Consider the following 20,526-nt stretch of genomic DNA (forward strand, 5'->3'; position numbering starts at 1 on the left):
TCGTCTTTTTATGGACAAGGTGGTTTTTTTACAAAAGAAATCCCCTGTAGATTACTACAGGGGATTCGTCATTTTTATTTTAATGATAAACATCTATTTAAGAAGCTTGCAAATTGCGCACGTGTAATTTGTGCATCTGGTCTAAATGTGTTATCTGGGAAGCCGCCAGTTAAATCATTTGCCACAAGTGCTTGGATATGGCTGTATGCCCAATGTGTTGATTTCACATCAGAGAAGCTTACTTTGCTTGTACCCGTTAATTTATAGGCCCTTGTTAAAATGGCAGACATTTCTGCACGTGAAAGCTGTCCGTTTGGATTAAACTTCCCTGCCTCTTGCCCTTTAATAATACCAGCCTGCTCAACTGCGGCAATGGCACTGTATGCATAATGGCTCTTACTCACATCATTAAAGCTAGAATCCTTCGTTGTAGTTAGATTTAAAGCTCTGGCAATGATCGTAGCTGCCTCAGCACGTGTAATGGATGCCTCTGGTTTGAACGTTCCATTTGAGTATCCTTTAATAAGGGATTGATCGTATAGACTTTGGATTTCGGAAAATGCCCAATGTCCTTTTGTTACATCTGTATAAACTAATTCCTCATGATTATCTTTATAAACGGCTTGTAATTGATCGAAATACAGCTGTCCTTTCTTCTGAAGAGATGCTGTTGGCTGAGCAACATACAAACGCTCGAATTTCAATGGCTGTGGTAAGTCACTCGGAATATTCGCCGTCACGTACTTCCAACCACTCCAGTCTAAACCACCCTGGCTTGTAAAATCAATTGTGTGCTTAGCTCCAGCACCATCAATGACAACGCCTCTTAGCCAATGCTTACCAGCATCGCCAAATACCCAAAGACCGATATTTTTAGGCTGCCCTGAAATAGCAATTGGTGTTTTCGCAACCATATAGGCTGCTTTTGTACCTGTACCTGCTGTTGTGAAATCATAGTTTAATTGTAAGCTAGCCATTCCCTGTCTTGCATACTCTTTAGAGCTTGCTAATGAAGCATTAGCTTTCGCCACTTCTGTTGTCCAAGATGACGTATTATCAAAGCTATCTAGTACAATAGGTTTTTCTGCTAGATCTACTACTTTCACAGCTGTAGACGTACGAATTCCTTCATACTCTCCAATAATTTTCCCTTCACCCTTTTGTGTTGCTGTGAAGGTTGCACCATCCATTTTGCCGATATTACCTTCAACTGTCCAGCTCATATTTGCTGGGTTAATGGTCATTGGATTCAAGTATTGATCATAGGCACTTACAACCTGCATATCTACAGAAGAACCTTTCATTACCTGACCAACACTACTTAACGTAATTGATTTTACTTTCCCTGGTGGCGCTGTATTCACTACCTGTAAAATGGCAGATACACGACGTTCACTACCCTCTGACGGTCTATTCACTAGGTTGGCGAAATAACCTCCTGGGTTACGCGCCACCATTGCTGTAGAGCCGCCTCCGTCTAGGTTAATAGCCGAAGAAGCACCCACTGAAATTAAATGAGCAGCTAAATCTGATAAATTAACACCATTACTATGACCACTTATGCGACCATCAATCGTTACAAGAGATACCTTTGTACCTGTAGCATCTATAGCTACTGCTGTACGTGGACTACGTGTAGAAGCAAACCCTGAATTCGTTGGCATAGAAATATCCACTTTGCCGTTACGCACAAGCATTGGTCCAGCAGCTAAGATGAACTGTGCATCCATCCATTTTTGATCGATTGATAAGCTGACATCCACGCTTGTACCTGCTGTAATGCTACTTAATTCAGCGGCTAACTCTTTATTTTGGACAGAGATAACAAAGCCATCTGCTGGTACAGAAGAGTTACCTTCTGCTCCGTAAGCTGTTACATGAGATACTGTACCTGAGAACTGATCACCAAAATGCAAGGTACTTGTATCTTGGCTAGCGCCCGACACAACGAGTTCTACCCCCCATGTATTTGTCCCTGTTGATTTTTTTTCAGGTGTATATAAAACGTTTTTATTTGTTCCTCGTTCACTATTAATAAGATCAATAGGATAGCTTTTGCCATTCACTTGGAAAGTTAGATTCGTAGAATAATAATCTGCAATCGCTTTCCCTGATTTCGATAAACCAAATGCAACTGGCTTTTGTGTTGGGCTATCATATGTATCTCCCAAAATACCATAGTTCACAATTTCATTATTTTCTGCTAACAAGTTCGCAGGCATACCATTTCCTAAAAAGTAAGAGGCATTGACAGCCCCAACAACACGATGCCCATCATATGTGTTTTGCTTGGCCATCGCTGATGTTGTTTTTAATGAATTAATAGGATTTGGCATACCAATTTCTAGTTTTGTATATGTATTATTTAAATTGACATCTAAAACATTTACAAACTGACGTATCGAACCTGACGTATAGTTTTGCTGTGAATGTATTACCTGTGGTGAAACCTCTGTTTTAACTTCACTGACTTTATTGCCTAAACCAGCAGCTTGTCCATTGATGGGGCTAACTGTTAGTGTAAGCATGAATAGGACTACAATAATCGTTATTAGTTTTCTTGCCATTTTTCACTCCGAATTAATTCAAAGTATGGCACGTACCATGTCACATGACCCGTGCCAGTGACTTTTTTATTTTGTTTCTACATAGATCGCTACTGGAAGGTTCACACCACCAGCATGCATTAGCTCTAATTCAATCGTATCTTTTGAACCCTTCATTTTGAAATCTGGTAATTCAACATACTCTGCCCCTACTCTTAAAGAAGGCACTAAATACACTTTGCCATTCACCTTAATCGCTCCACTGTATAATCCTCCTCGACCAGCCAACTTCAGCTTAATCGTTTTTGTAGAGCCTGTTGGATTGACAACAGGAATGGATACTTTATAATTCACACCAAAATGTCCCGGATTTCCTACTGAGCCATTAATTTGCGACATTGAATTTTCAGCCGTTTGTAAATGGTCAGTACGACCGTTAGAAATATTGTAGCCTACCTCAGGAGAATCTACTGTGTAAGCTGGTAGTTCTGCTAGAATTGACGCACTAGACCATGCACCTCTAGGGTGTTTAGCATACTGATCAACTGCCACCTGCTCAGATTGAATTGTTGTTAAATCACTATTATCCTTAGTAAGTACTGTGCGAATCGTATATTCTGGCTTTCCACCATTAACCGCTTGAATATCTAAATCATGTAAAAAGCCAATAATATAATCATAGTTTAGTTCATATGTTTCGATGACCTTTGTTTCACCTGGTGCAATGACAATGCCACTGCTGTCCGATTTTTGAAGCTTGTTATTTAAAACAGCATCCGCAATCGTCAAGCCAAGATCATGACCTACCCAGCTATTACCTGTTTTTTGGTTAATGCCTTTCGAGTCTGTGACTTTAATGCTTTCTGTCGTAGACTTGTTTTGAACGGTAATCCCAAGATTGACATCTGTACCTAATGTGTTGTAATGCCAGCCAAAGATACGATGCTTATTTGTTGCCGCTGTTGGTTTCACATCATATTGGGCAAGTGTCGCATTGTTCAGTGGCACAAGCTTACGTGTTAACGTTTCTGGATTATCACTAATAAATAAATCACGATCTCCTTCTACACGAGCAGAAGGAACAGCTTCTGGATAGGACGTAGAACCAAATGATTTATCTAGGAAGGGGCTTGTGAACATATAACGGTAAACATAAATATACATTTCTTTTTTCTCTGTGATATAGCGTAAATTTCCGCCTAATGCATCCACAAGAAACTTGGTAGGAATGTACATTTTGCCTTTTTGTATAAATGGCTTTTCGATCATTGTCACTGCTTCATTGTTAACCAAAGCCTGATTGCTGTTATCATTAAAAATAAAGCTCATCCCACCAATTAACAATTCAAAGGAACCATCAGGTTGCCAAGTACCAGATGAATCATCTAAATAATCATAAATATAGCTAGCAGGTAAATAGGTTCTTCCATCTTTTGAAACAATCGGATCTTTCATGACAATACGTTTGTTATTGATATGTAAGATATATGGATCTTCCTGCGGTGGTGCTGTTGTTTCATCTGATAATGTAATATCTACCGATTGGGTAGCCTCATCCCAATTTACAATACCATCAAAGTTTTCGCTGACGAAACGTAATGGCATATAAGTACGATCCTTATACATAAATGGTGCAACATCCATTGCAACCTCTTCTCCGTCTATTAAAGCAGTCATCGAATCGATCGTTAAATCAACCATCTTACCATTGCGCATCGCCGATGCAGTCAATGTTTCCTTATCCCAATCCACACTTGCGCCAACCGCTTCATATAATGCACGCATTGGTAATAATAAGAAATCCGATTTATTTAAAATAGGATCATTGACTTGAATCGTCTCTCCATTAATCGTAATCGAAACATTGTTTTTTATCTGAATTCCATTGTTACTAGTCGCTAATGCAGACGCTTGTCCTGGCAAAATCGTAGCCAACGCAACTGCTGATACAATACATGTAGTCCTAAGTTTCTTAAACATCTTAATCTCCTTTTTCCTCTTACAATAGTCTTTATCATCTTAACACGAAAAACCCCTAAAATGTGGGATTTATATCGAAAAGAGTAGAATTCGGTACTAGAGTGCTAGCCTTTCTCCTTCGAAAGCTTCATATGCAGCTAATGATATTTCCAAAATTCCATGAACATTTTCTATCAAACATATTGCTGCTCGAAAAATCTTTTATACACCCTCCATTACATTTAGTTTTAAGGTAATAAAACTAGCTTTTTTCTAATCCAAATGATTCTATATATGGATAATCCAAGAAATGATTACCTAATTATTCATATACACTCTATTAGAATATCGAACTATTCTATTAATTAGACTTGTTAAACTATAAAAAGTTACAAATTTTTTCCTTGAAAATCCCACTTGACTGTTGGTTCAACTTATATTTTATATATTATTTTATTAAATGGATGATAACTATAAAAGGATAATACTAGATATTATCATATGTAACGAACATCTTAAGTAACGTATTGCTATTACTATTGCTTCTTTTGCAGTCTCTATATTCATCCTAAAACCTTCATCTTAAAATGTACATGCACAGTTAATATTTCTATATTCTAGGCTCTCAATAAGAAATATTACTTTTAGGTTGAGTATAAAAAACTACGCAAAATATTGAACTTCCCCAACTGTTGGACACCATCTAATAATTGAAGGAACAGTTTTTTCTATTGTCAATATACTGCGGAAGATAAAATAGTGCTGTTGAGCGTTACTTATATCACAGAATTTAAACTATTCGGAGAGAAGCTATATTTATCGCCTATATTGGATTTAATTCACCAGGAAATTATAACATATACAATTGGGCTCTAGATCAACTTATACCACTTATTTCAGACATGTTGGAAACACATTTGAACGTTTATCTGAGCACGGTCAGCTACTTATGATTATCAATCAAGGCTGACACTATCAAGTGAAGAAATATCGTGGAGTCCTAGTGTCAAGAGGGATTGTTCAAAGTATTTCTCGTAAAGGAAAGTGGTACTGTAACTCTGTCATGGAGAATTTATTGGGCATTATGAAATCTGAATTCTTTTAAATGAGGGATTTTGAAAGTTTAGAGAATTTTAAAATAGATTTAGAAGAATATATTATTCTCTAAAATAATAAGAAACAATTAAAAATGAGTCCGGTGCAATACCGGACTCATTTTACCCAAGCTTCTAATGAAATAACGTGTCTAACTTTTAGGAGTCACTTCATATTTATGCGTAGGTTTTTGCAATAAATTCAATATGTTTACTAGACAATGAAGTTACTACAAATAATTTAAAAATATAATTATAGAGCTGCTGGAGTTACTACATTAGTTGTTAGAACAAATTTGCTATCTGTAAATGCTTTTACTCCAGAAATTGATTTAACAGTGTAAGTAGTAGATACTGTTAATTTAGAAGCATTTGTTAATACAAGAGTTAATACTTCATCTTTTACTTCTTTAACAGTACCAGTTAATGCAACTGTTGAACCGCCATTTTCTAAGTTTAATGTAACAGTAGAGCCTACTGTTGCAGATACACTTTGGTCAAATGTTAATTGTAATTCAGCTGGTTTTACAGTTTCTGCATTAGTACCACCTGCAGTAGTTAAAGTAGTAGTACCTGCTGTTGCAAGTTCTGTTGCAAAGCTTGCTTCAGCTAAATCAGTTGTAACTGTTACATCTAAATCAGTTGCAGCTTTGATTGCATCAATAACTTGTTTATTAGTATTTGAAACATTACCAGCAGCATCAAATCCTAGTTTAATAGTTAATGTTTTTGTTGCTGTATCATATTTTGAGTCTAGTGTTGAATTTGCTGTGTCTGATCCATCAATCACTACATTATATCCATTACCAGCTGTACCAGCTTTCTTAGATGTAATTGTTAAAGTTTTAGTACCAAGTGTTGCAGAATCAGTTGATTTTACTTCAGCAACAGATGCAACAGATGCTGTATAAGCAGCTACAGCATTAATATCACCGAATGTAGTAGCACTATGTGTCTTTAATTCTGTATTTAACTCATCGATACTTACATACGCACCTACACCAGTAACATGCGTGTGTACTGCTGTAATAGCTGCAGCCTTTTCTGTAGCTGTTAAAGCTTTAAAGAAGTTTGAGCCAGCTAATGCTGTTTGTACTTGTGCTGGAGTAGTTGCAGCATTTACTTTGCCTACTACAGTTGAATCAGCGCCACCTGTACCTGTACCAGCACCAACACTTACAATGTAGAATGATACAACATCATCTTTTACTTCGTACGTTACACGAACTGTTTGACCAACATAGCCTTCTAATTCTTCAATGAAGTTAGCAGCAGTTGTGATTGGTGTGCTACCAATACCATAGTATTTGTAAGTTTTTCCTTCTTCACCAGCATATTTAATTGCTTTTTTACCAACAAAGTTAATTTCTTTTTTATCTTTGTTGATGTTAGCTAAATCAATAACACCAGTGTATGGGTTAGTGATATCATTAACAGCTGTGAATTTCGCAGTTGATTCTTTTGCTGTGAAGTTGAAATCTTTGTACGTTTTTGCATCTTTATCGTAGTATCTAGCTACACCTGCAGCTTCTACACGTACAGAAGTAGTTTTACCATCAACAGAGTATACTTTTAAATCGCCAGTGCCATAGTTAGTGAATGTATAGCTACGGTTTGGTGAAATAATGCGTTCTCCAACTTTGATATCATTAGCACCAGTATTAAATACTGTGTAAGATACATTTTTGATAGATTCGTCAGAACCAAGTTTATATTCTTCACCACTTTGATTTGTTAGGTTAACGCTGAATACAGCAGGACCTTCACCATCGAATGAAGATTTTTTCTTATTATTTTCATCAGTTACTTTAATAGCAGCACCATCAACAACTGGGCTTTGGAAGTATGAAATTGCACCAACTGCTTTAGGTTCACCCTCATCTAATTGACCCTCTTTAGCATTAGAAGTATTAATATCAATCCATGCTACTGGTGTACCATAAGTATCTTCTTTCTCGTTTCCGATATAGAAGCTAGCTTCACCTTTAGAGTTAGTTTTAACAGTAATTTTCTTACCATTGTAACCAACTTTATCGCCATCATCATTTAATTTAATGAATTCTGCATCAGATGTAGTACTAATTACTCGATCAATATCTTCATTTATTGCTACATTTACTACTTCATTTGCAGCAAGTTTACCGTCTTTATCTTTAACAACTACATTGTATTTACGTCCATTTGCCCAGCCAATTGCAGCAACTTCGCCACCATCACGAGTAAGTTCGATAGAGTAGTCTGCTTGTACTGCTGCAAATTTCACTTTAGCTGCAGTTGCTTGTAAATCAGAAGCATCATATTTGTAGTCATAAACAGTTGAATTATTTACTACAGTATTGTTTGCTTCGTATACTACTGGAGTAGCTTCAGCATTTGTACCTGAAACTGTGAATGTAGCTTCACCTTTAGAATCCGTAGTGATTTGTGCAGCACGTGTAATAGAACCATTGCTTAATTGAGCAACGTTTACACCGTTTACTGAAACATTTTGTAATTTATCAGATGTTACATCAATGTTTTCTAAAACTGATGCATTAAGAACTTTGTTTGCTTCTGGTTTACCAGTTTTAGCATTTTTATAAGTGATTTTGTAAGTTTTGTTAGCACCGTTATTAACTGTAGCGCCTGTAGTTACTTCTTGGATTGATAGAATTGTATCTACGCCCCAGAATACATAACCATATGCAAATTTAGAACGATCACCTGTTGCATAAGCAGTTACATCATCTCTACCTTCTTTATAACGAGTATAAGAATAAGTAGCGATACCTTCTTCATTTGTTACTGCTTCACCTACGATTGTTGGTACAACAGCATCATTGTTATCACCAGGTACGTTGAAAGTAACTGGAATACCAGCTTTAGATTGACCTTCACCAACAGAAACTTTAGCTTGAAGTTTAACTTCTTGACCAAGTTTACCTTGAATTGAAGAAGATACTAATTCTACTTTAGTTGGTACTACAGCTGCGATACCTTTGAAGCCACCAATTACTTCGTCATCAAGAGTTAAAACATACTCTTTTTCAGCTGTTTGTGATGCAGTTGTTAAAACAACTACTTTTTTGTTTGTTTGTTTAACAGATGCATTTTTAATCTCTAAACCATCGATTTTGAAGTTAAGAGCTTGAACGTTTGCAACTTCTTCGTCAAATGTTACTTCAACAGTTGTGTTGTTGATAGCTTTAACAAATGCTGCTTCTTCTGGAGTTTCACCTTCAACTTTGTCAACTGTACGTTTGAACACTAGTGCAAAGTCTTGGCGAGTGATTGAGTTGTTAGGGTTAAGTTTGTTTGCATCAGTACCTTCGAAAACGCCGTTAGCTACTGCGATTTCTAAGTATTTTTTAGCCCAAGGTTTTACTTGAGAAGCGTCAGCGAATTGGCTAAGATCTGCTTCACCTTCTAAACCGAATGCTTCTACTAAAATTTTAGCAGCTTCAGAACGAGTTAAAGATTTGTTTGGTGCAAATTCAGTTGCACTAACACCTTCAAAAATGCCGTTAGCTACAACAGCAGCGATTGAGTTGTAGTACCAAGCGCCAGCTTTCACGTCTTTGAAGTTTACATCACCATTAGCTTCTAATTCTAAAGCTTTAGTGAAGATTTCTGCAGCTTGTGCACGAGTTACTGTGTTAAGTGGGTTGAAGTTCCCGTTAGTATCACCTTGGATTACGCCTTGGTCAACTAAAGCTTGAACTGCTTCTTTAGCGTATCCAGAGATTTTGTTATAGTCGTTTACTTGTGCAGCAGATGCTACAGGTACGATTGCCGATGCAACTAATGCAGCTGTTGCTGATGCCGCGAAGAACTTACGGCCTTTGTTTTGCTTTGCCATTAATGTATTCCTCCCTAAAATTCCTTAAATTGATATTAATCCAACGAAAACTATAGTACCGCCTAGTTACCTAAATGTATGTATTATAGCTTTCTTGAATAATACAAAACTAAAGCAAATTTGTTAGTAAATTTACTAGAAAAAGCGTAGTAGAATACCATTCTAGTAAGTTTATTCACTTTCTACAATAATATAACACTATCTTTTCCGAAATTCAAGCATTGGGACATAAATTTAGTTATAGAAGATTTTTTTACCATACCTAATATGGTATTTAGTAGAAACCATTAAAATTACAACTAATTATATCCTCATTTGGATTGGTAACATATAGTTCCGTTACCTATTATACCTTACTCTCAATAATAACCAAGCATTTTCTGGAATGGTTACTAAATTGTCAAAAATTAAAGACTCCCGTAATATTTTAGTTATAATTGTAAAGAAACCGAAATATAGAAGGCGTTTCTTAGCGAATTCCGCCTCTTCCCCACCAACTTTATGAGTTTCTTCTTTATTAAGTAAAAGCTAAATCTATCTGTCCTCATGTTGTAATAATAGATTGCCACTTTTTATGCTACACTTTTGATAGTTTGATAGAACATATCAGCTATTGAAGGGAGCTTAAAAAATGAAACGTAAATTTCCTCTTTACGGGGCCGTGCTAGCAGGCATGTTATATCTTGCGCCAACTACCGCTTCAGCAGAAGATATTTCGAAGCACTGGGCCTACCATGAAATGAACTATCTTATTACCAACGATTTAATGAAGGGTGATGAATTCGGCCATTATCGTCCGAATGATGCTGTCACTCGTGCTGAATTTGCAGCCTTTCTTGTTAGAACACTGAACTTACCAGCAGCTTCTAGTCAGGCAACCTTTACAGATGTTAAAAAAGGTGACTGGTATTACGGAGTAGTCGAGCAAGCAAGCTATCACGGGCTAATTAAAGGTGACGAGCAAGGCAAATTCCATCCGAATAATCACATTAATCGTCAGGAAATGGCGGCTATGTTAAAAAGAGCTCTCACTTATCAAAATATCAATACATCTTCCTCCCCTATTGCTTTTAGTGATAATGCTCGCATTGCCAAATGGGCCTATGCAGATGTACAAGCTGTCGTCACAACAGGACTACTTGTTGGGAAGCCAAATAATCAATTTGCACCTCTTGCTCAAACAACTCGTGCTGAGGCAGCTACCGTGCTCTATCGTTTAATCCATTTAGAGGCGCCTGGGACAGGCGGTAAGCAATATATGACGACGAATTACTCACATGATTACTCCTCTGTAGTAAGTAAACAAACAATGAATAATCCAAAGGTCGATGGTGCGGGCATTTTCACGGCTAGCGAGGCACTAGTGTCATACTATGTACACCCAAAAAGCTTTATGCAGGATAGCCCATCTTATTATCAATTCCTAAAATTATCTACTGTCGTCAATAATCTGAGTGCAAAAGAGCTAAATGATAAAGTACTTGCCAATAAAGGAAGCTTAGCAGGTACAGCGGATGCCTTCATTCAAGCTGGTGTAGACAATAAAATCAATGCTATTTATTTAGTCTCGCATGCCTTGCATGAAACAGCCAATGGTGGTTCTGCACTAATTAAAGGGATCGAGGTTGGCTTAGATACAAATGGCAAGCCAATGGTAGCAACACCAGAAAATCGCGATAAATTAACTGCTATTAAGACAACCTACAATGCTTACGGTATTGGCGCTATAGATGCCGATGCTAATAAGTATGGTGCGGAGCGTGCTTATACAAATGGCTGGTTTACTGTTCAGGATGCCATTATCGGCGGGGCTCAATTTGTAAAGGATCAGTATATTAGCAGGGGGCAGGATACGCTCTATAAAATGCGTTGGAATCCTGATAATCCGACAGTCCACCAGTATGCAACACATGTGATGTGGGCTGTCATTCAAGCGAAAAAGATCTATGATATTTATGAATTAATTGGTGCTCATACGACAACAAACCTAGTGTTTGATGTGCCTGCATATCAAAGTCAATCTTCCGCTCCTTCATTACCGAGTCCATCGAAGCAATACGCATTGGATTTAGGGTTAGCTGGAGCTACTGGTAAAACGACGATTAATCTCAATATGAGAACGTATCCAAATACAGCAGATAATGCTTCGATTATTACGAATTTGCCAAAGGATACCTCCTTTAAAGTTCTTGGTGAAAATGGTGGTTGGTTGAAAGTAAGTGTCAATGGACAAGAGGGCTGGGTGATAGATGATTATGTGAGTCTTGAAAATGGCTTACAAATTGTTAATATGAACATTACACTTAATGTTCGAAGTGAACCATCTACGACAAGTGCTATTTTAGGTACTGTTAAACCGAATGGCTTTATTATCGGTGTTGTAGACGATAAAGGTGAGTTTATAAAAAATGGTGCCTGGTATCAGGTGCTTTACAACGGAAAAACAGGTTGGGTACATGGCGATTATATTGTAAAAAAATGATTTTAATAGGATGCGCAAAAGAAGAGTGCGAAGATGATTCGCACTCTTTTTGTTAGTCATTTTTTATCACCGAGATGAAAGCGCTATATAATAGAAGAAACTCGAAATTTTAGGATATAATTTTCAAACTATCCCCCTAAAATTTAGTAAATTCCACGTCAAAATAGTGTCCTAAAAAGGTTAATAGGACGAGTACTGTTCCTTTTAAAATTCGTTCAGTTATCAGCGCTATACCCTAGTTAGTCCCCGTTAAAACCATTATCGAAAATTTCCTGTCAATATTGCTTTTGTGGTATGATAGATTGCAGTGAAAATGGAATTACAGAAAGGTTTGAACACTATATGAGGCATGTAACGATTATGGGCGTACCCTTTTTACATATTGGTCAACAAGGGTTTGTTGATTTACTCGTTAATCGTATTGAACAGCAAGAAAAAACTTTCGTTGTGACAGCCAATCCTGAAGTTGTCATGCAGGCAAATGAAAATCCAACTGTCATGAATTACTTAAAGCAGGCAACATACATTTGTGCAGATGGCATTGGTGTCGTTAAGGCTGCACAAATCCTTGGAGATTCACTTCCAGAGCGCGTAACTGGCTATGATACGATGGTACGTCTGTTAGAGGTTGGTCAGCAAAAGCATTTTAAAATCTATTTACTAGGTGCTCAAAAGGAAACCATCGAAAAGACGGTTGCCAATATTAATAAGAACTATCCAAACGTTGATGTCGTTGGCTATCATGATGGCTACTTCGACTGGAATAATAATGATTTTGCAAAAGAAATTGCAACTTTACAGCCTGATCTTGTATTTGTGGCATTAGGAGTACCAAGACAGGAAAAATGGATAACAGAAAACCTTGAAAAATTTTCAAAGGGTGTATTTATCGGTGTAGGTGGCTCCTTCGATGTCATCGCTGGTACTGTAAAACGTGCACCAGTAATTTGGCAAAAGTTAAATCTTGAATGGCTCTATCGACTGTTACGCCAGCCGAGTCGGTTTGGAAGAATGCTTGTACTCCCTCGCTTTGCTTTAAAGGTATTTGCATTAAAATTTAAAGGTCAGGGCAAAACAAAATGAGTCAGTCAACATTTGTTAAAAGCACACTCATCCTGACGATTGCCACCTTACTTTCCAAAGTAATCGGAAGTATCTTCCGTATACCACTTCAAAATATTGCTGGTGATGAAGTACTTGGTATTTTTAGTCTTGTCTATCCTGTTTATATGGTAGCACTTTATTTATCCGTTGCGGGTATCCCTATCGCTATTTCTAAGCTAATAGCCGAAGCTAGGACGAGTCATGATACTGCCAAAATTAAGAAAATTTATGTGACTGCAAGAATCCTTGCATTATCCTTTGGCGTCATTAGTTTTACAATCATTTACGGCTTTTCAGAGCAGATAGCGAATGCACTTGGTGGACCTTCAACAGAGATTGCCTTAATTATTGTTGCCCTTACATTACTGGTAGCCCCCTATATGGCTGTCTATCGTGGATTTTTCCAAGGTTTTGGGGATATGCGACCTACTGCCATTTCTCAAGTGATTGAGCAGTTAGTACGTGTTGCATTAATTTTAATTGTTGCGTATTTCCTAGTAGCAATGGATTATTCAAATGATATCGTAGCTGGTGGAATTATGGCAGGTTCTGTATTAGGAGCCCTCGGTTCACTTTTCTATTTACTCTTTAAATATTTCTGTTCTTCGGTAAAAGTGACGAGTAAGGAGAAATATTCTGGTAAGGATTTCTCTAAATACAGTAAAACCATTTTAAAGATTTCTATTCCCATTGCGATCGGTTCTGTGACAATGGCACTCTTTAACTTTGTAGATTCCTTTACGGTTACATATGGCTTAAGAAGTGCTGGTGCAGATGCAAGTGAAATTAGCTACCTTTATGGTATTTATGGTCGAGGACTTACATTAGTTCAAATTACGACTGTTTTTGCTTCTTCAATTATCTTGCCGCTTGTGCCGTTGATTACAACGAAGCTAGCTGAGCGTAAATTGGATGAAACACGCACTATTATTGAGCAAACTCATCGTATGACACATCTTATTTCATGGCCAGCTGCGATTGGGCTACTAGCCTTAACCTTGCCTTTAAATCTAGCTCTTTTTAAAGACTTAGAGGGAAGCTTAATGTTAGCCATCATCAATCTAAGCTCTGTCTTTACATCACTGACTTTGCTAGGAACAGGTATTCTACAGGGCATGAATGCTGCCAAAACAGGAGCTCTCATTATTTTGAGCGGTGTTGTCCTTAAGGTCTTTTCTAACATCTTCCTTATTCAAGCATTTGGTTTAGATGGTGCTGCCTATGCAACTTTGCTAGTGTATTTTGTGTTATTTATTGTGAATTCTGTCTTAATTTATCGTACGATTCGCTTTACTGTTCTTGGAAAAGATACGGTGAAAATGATTGTGTCTTCAATTGTAATGGGAGCAGCAGTTGGATTACCAACACTTTGGCTTGACTTTACACATTGGTCAAGAATGTCGGCAATGGGCTATCTAACTGTCGCAATCGTAGTTGGTGGAGCTCTTTACTTCCTTCTACTATGGCTGATGAAAGCTATTCATAAACAAGATTTAAAGAAAATCCCTGTTATCGGAAAAAGATTTTCATAAATAAGAGAGGTAGGACACTTATGTCAAAACAGAAATGGCTTTGGGGAATCATTGTTCTTTTACTTGTCGTTTCCTCTACAGGTATCATGAAGAGGTGGAATGCGGAGCAATCGAATGATGCTTATGAGATTGTTATTCCCTATGATGAAATACAAACCGCAGAAAAAAATAGCGACCTAACAATGGATGAAATTCTTTCCTCCTTAAAGGATGCTGGGCTGAATACTGTGAGTCTAGAGCCCTTAACATTAAAGGAAATGGAAAAGCAAAACTTAATTACTGTTTATAAAGAAAGTGAGTTAGCAGCCCAATTATTGTTTACACCTTATAAAGATGCTGTTGATATCACTAATAGCGGCTATTATATTCGAGTGCCTGAAAACGAAAGCTACCAAAAACTGATTATGGAGAGCGTTGAACCAGAGGAAGTACAAATAGGAGAAGAAGCTTTCTATTTCCTTCCTGCTTCTAACCACAATTTTGATTTAAAAACTCCAATTGGCTATGATCAGCCTGCTATTGACATGATTAGTAAGCATGGACTAGCTCACATCTTTAAAGTGGAAAATGCGGATAATGAAGTAGCTAATGAAAAGTTGGTCAATCAATTAGTCGATTTAAAAGAGGCTTCAGCAGGACGCTTACTTGGTCAAGGTGATGAAGCTATTGGTTTTGGACAAGAAGACGGCAATCAATTAGTTGAAAAATTAAATGATGCTGGCTATTACTTCTACACAATTGAAAGTAACCCACTTAAAGGCGAAAGTAAAATCGCTCAAATGACGGATTATAATATGATTCGTTTGCATAGTATCAATGTCAATAGAGAGACTAAATTAAAGCTAAATGCAAGTATTGACCGTACAACACGAGCTGTCAAAGAGCGTAATATTCGCTCTATTTTCTATCATATTAAAACAACAGGTAATGCCAAAGAAAATGTAGAAGAAACGATTGATTATTTAAATGGTGTGCATGACACAATGCCAGATCATTTCAAAGCAGGTGAACCAAAGCTATTTGATAAAGTAGTAGTGCCAGCTTGGGTCACAGCAACCGTATTAGTAGCAGGTATTTTATTTACCTTTATCATTTCTGAATTAGTAAAATGGATGCCTCTTCGTATCGCGGCAGCTGGCTTTATGGCTGTACTAGCAATTGCGTACTTTATCCTGAAAAGTACTCTGTTTTTACAAGCATTTGCACTCATTATTGCAGTCCTTGCACCAACCTATGCAGTCATCAAATCAGCGCAAGGTTCTACGAAGGTGTCTAACATATTGATCCAATACTTAAAGGCAGTAGCAATTAGTGTAATTGGCATTGTTATTGTCATTGGCTTATTGAATGGTAATGCCTTTATGACAGGCTTTGCTGTATTTAAAGGGGTTAAGCTTGTTTATCTTATTCCAATTATGGGTGTTTTACTATTTACAGTGATTGAGATAAACCGACTAGCTGAACAAAACATTAAGAACTCTTTATCAAATACGGTAACATTGTTAAATAAAGAATTAAAATATTGGCATGTGCTACTACTCGTTGTGTTGGCAGGTGTCGGATTATTTTACATTAGCCGAACAGGGAACTCTGGCTCTGTAAGTGATATGGAATTAGCCTTTAGACAATGGCTAGAAAATACATTGTATGTTCGACCAAGAACAAAGGAATTTTTAATTGGTTTCCCATTCTTCATTTTAGCGTTATATGTAATGGGTATTAATCGAAAATGGGGAAGTATTCTCCTAGTACCAGGTGTTATCGGTTTCTTATCCATCATGAATACATTTACTCATCTACACATCCCAGTAGCTGTTTCTGTATTACGTACACTATACAGTGTATCTCTAGGTCTTGTAGTAGGACTTGTGTTTATCCTAATCTTCAAAATCGGTTATCGTTGGGTTTCTAAGGCAATCGCGAGGTGGTCATAATGCACGTTGTTTTATCTGGCTATTATGGATTTGATAATGTCGGAGATGATGCTATTCTACTGTCCATTATCCAATCTTTAAAAAAGTGGCAAAGTGATATAGAGATCACGGTATTATCTAATAATCCAGCAGCTACTGAGCAAACATATGGTGTCAAAGCCATTAACCGTTGGAAAATGAAAGAAATTCGTCAATTACTTAAAACAGCAGATGGACTGATTAGTGGTGGCGGTAGTCTTATGCAGGATCAAACAGGCATGAAAACGATTCCTTACTATGCGGGCGTTATTCAAATCGCAAAATGGTTGAAGAAGCCAGTATTTGTTTACGCCCAAGGTATGGGCCCGATTAATCGCCCGCTTAGTAAATTTATTGTTCGTACAGTTTTTAATAAGGTCGAACAAATAACAGTTAGAGACAGAGCCTCTCTAGCTCTTTTAACAGAGATCGGTGTGCGAAAAGAAACAAAGATCGTACCAGATCCTGTTATGGGACTTAACGGTAATGACTTTCATTGTGAGTGGCTAGAAAATGTCTCTTTGTCAGCCGATAGCTATATCTCTGTAAGCGTTCGAGATTGGCCATCCGCTGTTGCCTACAAGGAAAAAATTGCACACAGCCTAGATGAATTAGTACGTCAGGGTGAGCAAATCGTTTTCCTGCCTATGCATGGTGAGCATGATTTTATTACTTCACAGGAAGTAGCAGCACTTATGAAGGAAAAGAGCTTGATTGCTCCTGCTGATTTATCTATTGCAGAAAAAATCGCAGTGATTGGTCAATCTCAACTATTAATAGGTATGCGACTGCACTCCTTAATTTTCTCAGCAATCTATGCAACACCGTTTATTGCCATTTCGTATGATCCGAAAATTGATGCGTTTGCTGATATCGTTGATCAGCCTGTCATCGGTCATGTCGAGGTTGATGATTGGAATGGTGTAACATTGTTTGAACAAGCTGTAGCAATTCTTGAATCCTATACAACAGTTCAAGAAAAAATGCGCCAGGCCGTCATCCCATTGCAAGATGAAGCAACTGCAACTGCTAAATTAGCAATTGATGCTTTGTCAAAATAAACATTAAAAAATGATGAATTTCAATGTTAATTGAAATTCATCATTTTTTTCCTACTTCTAATAATTTTAAAATGGACTGGGCCTGTTGCATATGCATGGCTAAAACATATTGACCTGCTTGCATTAAAATTTGCGCCTTCACCATATTCATCATCTCTTTTGCGATATCTGCATCTCGAATACGAGACTCTGCTGCTTGTAAATTCTCTGCCGTGTTCACATTAGCATTATAGGCATGTTCCAAGCGGTTCTGATAGGCACCAAGACGTGAGCGCTCATTGGAAACACGTTTTAAGGCTTCATCCATCGAAGACATGGCTTTTTCCGCTTCCTCACGAGTAGCAATAGAAGTATCCTTCAACCCAAGTGCCTCGGACCCCATCCCATTGATAAATAATTCTATACTCTGTCCTGCATTGGCGCCTGCTTGAATCTTGATGCCATTTGTTTCATAATCCCCATTAAGTAATGTCTTTGTATTAAATTCTGTATCGGTTGATGTGCGCTGGATTTCCTTTTTTAATTCTTGAAATTCCAAATCTAATTTTTTACGATCATCATCTGTTAATGTATCATTGGCTGCCTCCACTGCTAGCTCACGCATACGCTGAATCATGGCATGTGTCTCATTCAGTGCCCCCTCTGCCGTCTGCACAAGCGAAATACCATCCTGTATATTCTTAGCTGCCATATTCAAGCCACGAATTTGAGCACGCATTTTTTCAGAAATCGCCAGTCCAGCTGGATCGTCTGCTGCACTATTAATTCGATATCCGGAAGAAATTCGTAGCATGGCTTTACTCATCGCCCCATAATGACGATTCATATTATTCAGGAATGACATCCCTGTTGCTGACCACTTACCAAGCATGATTTCACCACCTTCTTGACTTATATATCGTTCTATTCTTTAATCTATTAATCAACGGACTGTATTTTTTTCCAAAAAAAGTAATTGATATAATCAAAAATGGAAATATAACTAAATGAATTTTAATAGGCAATTGGAAATTTGAAATGAATTATTTTATATAAATCCTTAAATATTTTCTTAGAAGGCAAAAAAGACTATCACTTAATTTTTGATAGCCTTTTCGTCATTTGAATTATTAAACCGTTTTTATTAGTCTAACCAAAGTTCAGATACTTCTGTAGCACTTCTCAGTTTTTCCAAACTTGTATATCGTGTTTTTCTTACTGTCATAACATTACTATTCCCAAGAATAACATGGTTTTCCAAAGGGATTGCTTCACCATCAAAATAAATAATATACTTTCCATCATCGTATAGTTTGATCTCTTTTACTTTCGCATAGTGGGTGATTGCACTATAAGGAGCCCCTCGATAACAAGCAATATATTTTATTTGAGGAATGCGCCAAGATGCAATACGAACCGAATACCACTGATTTTTTCCTAAAAAAACTTCTTCAAATCCCTCATTTCTTGCTGGACAAAAGAATAAATCCCAATCTGTACTTACAGCTGAATCTTCATTATCATCGGCATCTTTATCCATAGTTTCCTCTATGTTGATCATATAATCTTTTAATAATACATCTGATGCAGCATTTACATATTCTTCAATAGCATCTTCAATTAGTTGATTACGAGAAGAAGGTAAATCTCCATTACCGTCTGTTAATATTTTAAATTGTTCCACAATAGCATCTGCCTTTTGCAGTGTGTGTTCATTAAGTGTAAGAGAAATTTGCTTATTAGCACCTTCTTCTTTTCCTGCACTCAATTTCCTTCTTATACTTTCTTGGAGTGAATTAACCATATTAAAGCCCCCTATATCATTTTACACTTTATGTTATCATATGATTATACATATGTAAATTAATATAACAATACATATGATTATATTTATAAATTTATTATACGCTATAAAATGGAACATCTTAGTACCTAAATGAGCGTATTAATATGTAAGACAACATAATAAGGGGAATTTAATTCGTTTCTTTTTTTAAAGTTAAGACCTAATGGTTAACATGCTTTACAATATACTTCATCTTTTTTTTGCGACTAACTTTTGTATTGTGACAATTGTATTTCCATAGTAAAAATTATTGAGTTTTAACAAGAACATTGATACTTACGTCATATATTGCTTATATTTCGCTTAAGAAACATCCTGAAGTGGCGCATTCAACACTGTTAGCCAGTCCTGTTTGGCAATTCACTATTAATAGCTATAGTAAGATTAATCACATCAGCGTATACAAAATAAAAGCACCTGCTTGTCATTTATGATAAGTAGGTGCTTACTGGACATTCCATCTATTCAATTTTGAAACCCCCAAGTTGATGGCTCTTTTGCTGTAGCAATTCGAAAAAGAGTTCTTTATCATTCTCTAGTAATGCCTGATCAATCAAATGATCCAAATTTTTCTCCTCTAACTCTGCAATAAGCTGATCGATTTCACCAACCGTCACAGTAGAAACCATCGGAATTTGTTGCTTTGGTGTAGCGCTTTCAAGTATTGGTGCTAAATGCTCATGAACATTAGTAATAAGCAATAGTTGATAAAGTGGTAACCGAATAAAGCGATTTCCTTTTTGGAAAACAAAAACCTCAGATAAATTTTCAATCTGCTGTGTCTTCATGTTGATGATCATCTCTTTACCTTCTATGGGAATGAAATGGAAAATCTCATTCTCTTTTAAAATAGAGAAATATTGATAAGCAAATACGAGACGTAATTTATCTCCAGTAACTTTTGTGTAAAACGGCTTCATGTATTGAACTTGCATCATCCTTCATCCCTCCCTATTTATCTGATTATTCAGATTTTAACACAAATCAAAAGCCTTGTTAACTATCTTTACCTCATTTTTTTCTTTCTGATCATTCAGCTTATCATTACTGCATTTTAATCGTATAATGGAAGGACAGTCTTTTTTTCCTTTTTACAATTAACAATGTTAACTATAGCCATACATGATGAAAGG

The 20,526-nt window shown here is 36.8% G+C and carries 11 protein-coding genes and 1 pseudogene; 6 read left to right on the forward strand and 6 right to left on the reverse strand.

All coding sequences use genetic code 11. The features are described 5' to 3' along the window. Positions 1–74: 74 nt before the first annotated feature. Together HXV90_RS12400 and HXV90_RS12405 are read right to left on the reverse strand one after the other, a co-directional pair. Positions 75–2,567 carry an S-layer homology domain-containing protein gene (locus HXV90_RS12400; RefSeq protein WP_269897340.1) on the reverse strand — a complete coding sequence of 831 codons (2,493 nt, stop codon included), beginning with the start codon at positions 2,565–2,567 and terminating at the stop codon, positions 75–77. A gap of 66 nt (positions 2,568–2,633) precedes the next feature. Next, positions 2,634–4,526, reverse strand: coding sequence for a stalk domain-containing protein (locus HXV90_RS12405; RefSeq protein WP_269897341.1), 1,893 nt, complete (start codon positions 4,524–4,526; stop codon positions 2,634–2,636). Positions 4,527–5,276: 750 nt separating this feature from the next. Here HXV90_RS12405 and HXV90_RS12410 point away from each other — a divergent pair. Further along, positions 5,277–5,736 (forward strand): annotated as a pseudogene (locus HXV90_RS12410) (transposase); the annotation flags it as partial. Positions 5,737–5,852: 116 nt separating this feature from the next. On the opposite strand, the gene HXV90_RS12415 reads toward HXV90_RS12410, so the two are convergent. Next, on the reverse strand, positions 5,853–9,437 hold the full coding sequence (locus tag HXV90_RS12415; protein WP_269897342.1) for an S-layer homology domain-containing protein: 3,585 nt from the start codon (positions 9,435–9,437) through the stop codon (positions 5,853–5,855). Positions 9,438–10,068: 631 nt separating this feature from the next. Here HXV90_RS12415 and HXV90_RS12420 point away from each other — a divergent pair. From HXV90_RS12420 to csaB, 5 genes are all read left to right on the forward strand, one after another. After that, positions 10,069–11,919, forward strand: a complete 1,851-nt coding sequence (locus HXV90_RS12420; protein ID WP_269897343.1) for an S-layer homology domain-containing protein — start codon at positions 10,069–10,071, stop codon at positions 11,917–11,919. A 342-nt stretch (positions 11,920–12,261) separates the two neighbouring features. Then, a complete protein-coding gene (locus tag HXV90_RS12425) occupies positions 12,262–13,002 on the forward strand; it encodes a WecB/TagA/CpsF family glycosyltransferase (RefSeq protein WP_269897344.1) in 741 nt (246 codons plus the stop codon). Further along, on the forward strand, positions 12,999–14,555 hold the full coding sequence (locus HXV90_RS12430) for a putative polysaccharide biosynthesis protein (protein ID WP_269897345.1): 1,557 nt from the start codon (positions 12,999–13,001) through the stop codon (positions 14,553–14,555). Before HXV90_RS12425 ends, HXV90_RS12430 begins: the two co-directional genes overlap by 4 nt. Positions 14,556–14,575: 20 nt before the next feature. Continuing rightward, positions 14,576–16,489: a DUF5693 family protein gene (locus HXV90_RS12435; RefSeq protein ID WP_269897346.1), complete on the forward strand. Its 1,914-nt coding sequence runs from the start codon at positions 14,576–14,578 to the stop codon at positions 16,487–16,489. Beyond that, positions 16,489–17,568, forward strand: coding sequence for a polysaccharide pyruvyl transferase CsaB (gene csaB / locus HXV90_RS12440; protein WP_269897347.1), 1,080 nt, complete (start codon positions 16,489–16,491; stop codon positions 17,566–17,568). Before HXV90_RS12435 ends, csaB begins: the two co-directional genes overlap by 1 nt. A gap of 40 nt (positions 17,569–17,608) precedes the next feature. Here csaB and HXV90_RS12445 read toward each other — a convergent pair whose 3' ends face one another. The 3 genes from HXV90_RS12445 to HXV90_RS12455 all read right to left on the reverse strand — a co-directional run bounded on the left by HXV90_RS12445 (position 17,609) and on the right by HXV90_RS12455 (position 20,331). After that, positions 17,609–18,439, reverse strand: a complete 831-nt coding sequence (locus HXV90_RS12445) for a flagellin N-terminal helical domain-containing protein (protein WP_269897348.1) — start codon at positions 18,437–18,439, stop codon at positions 17,609–17,611. A 252-nt stretch (positions 18,440–18,691) separates the two neighbouring features. Next, positions 18,692–19,351, reverse strand: a complete 660-nt coding sequence (locus tag HXV90_RS12450) for a ribbon-helix-helix domain-containing protein (RefSeq protein WP_131520806.1) — start codon at positions 19,349–19,351, stop codon at positions 18,692–18,694. A gap of 503 nt (positions 19,352–19,854) precedes the next feature. After that, complete coding sequence (locus HXV90_RS12455; protein WP_004269498.1) at positions 19,855–20,331, reverse strand: IDEAL domain-containing protein; 477 nt, start codon at positions 20,329–20,331, stop codon at positions 19,855–19,857. Positions 20,332–20,526 lie beyond the last annotated feature (195 nt).

Source organism: Lysinibacillus sp. JK80 (assembly GCF_027557635.1).
In the GTDB taxonomy this organism is placed as follows: Bacteria; Bacillota; Bacilli; order Bacillales_A; family Planococcaceae; genus Lysinibacillus; species Lysinibacillus capsici.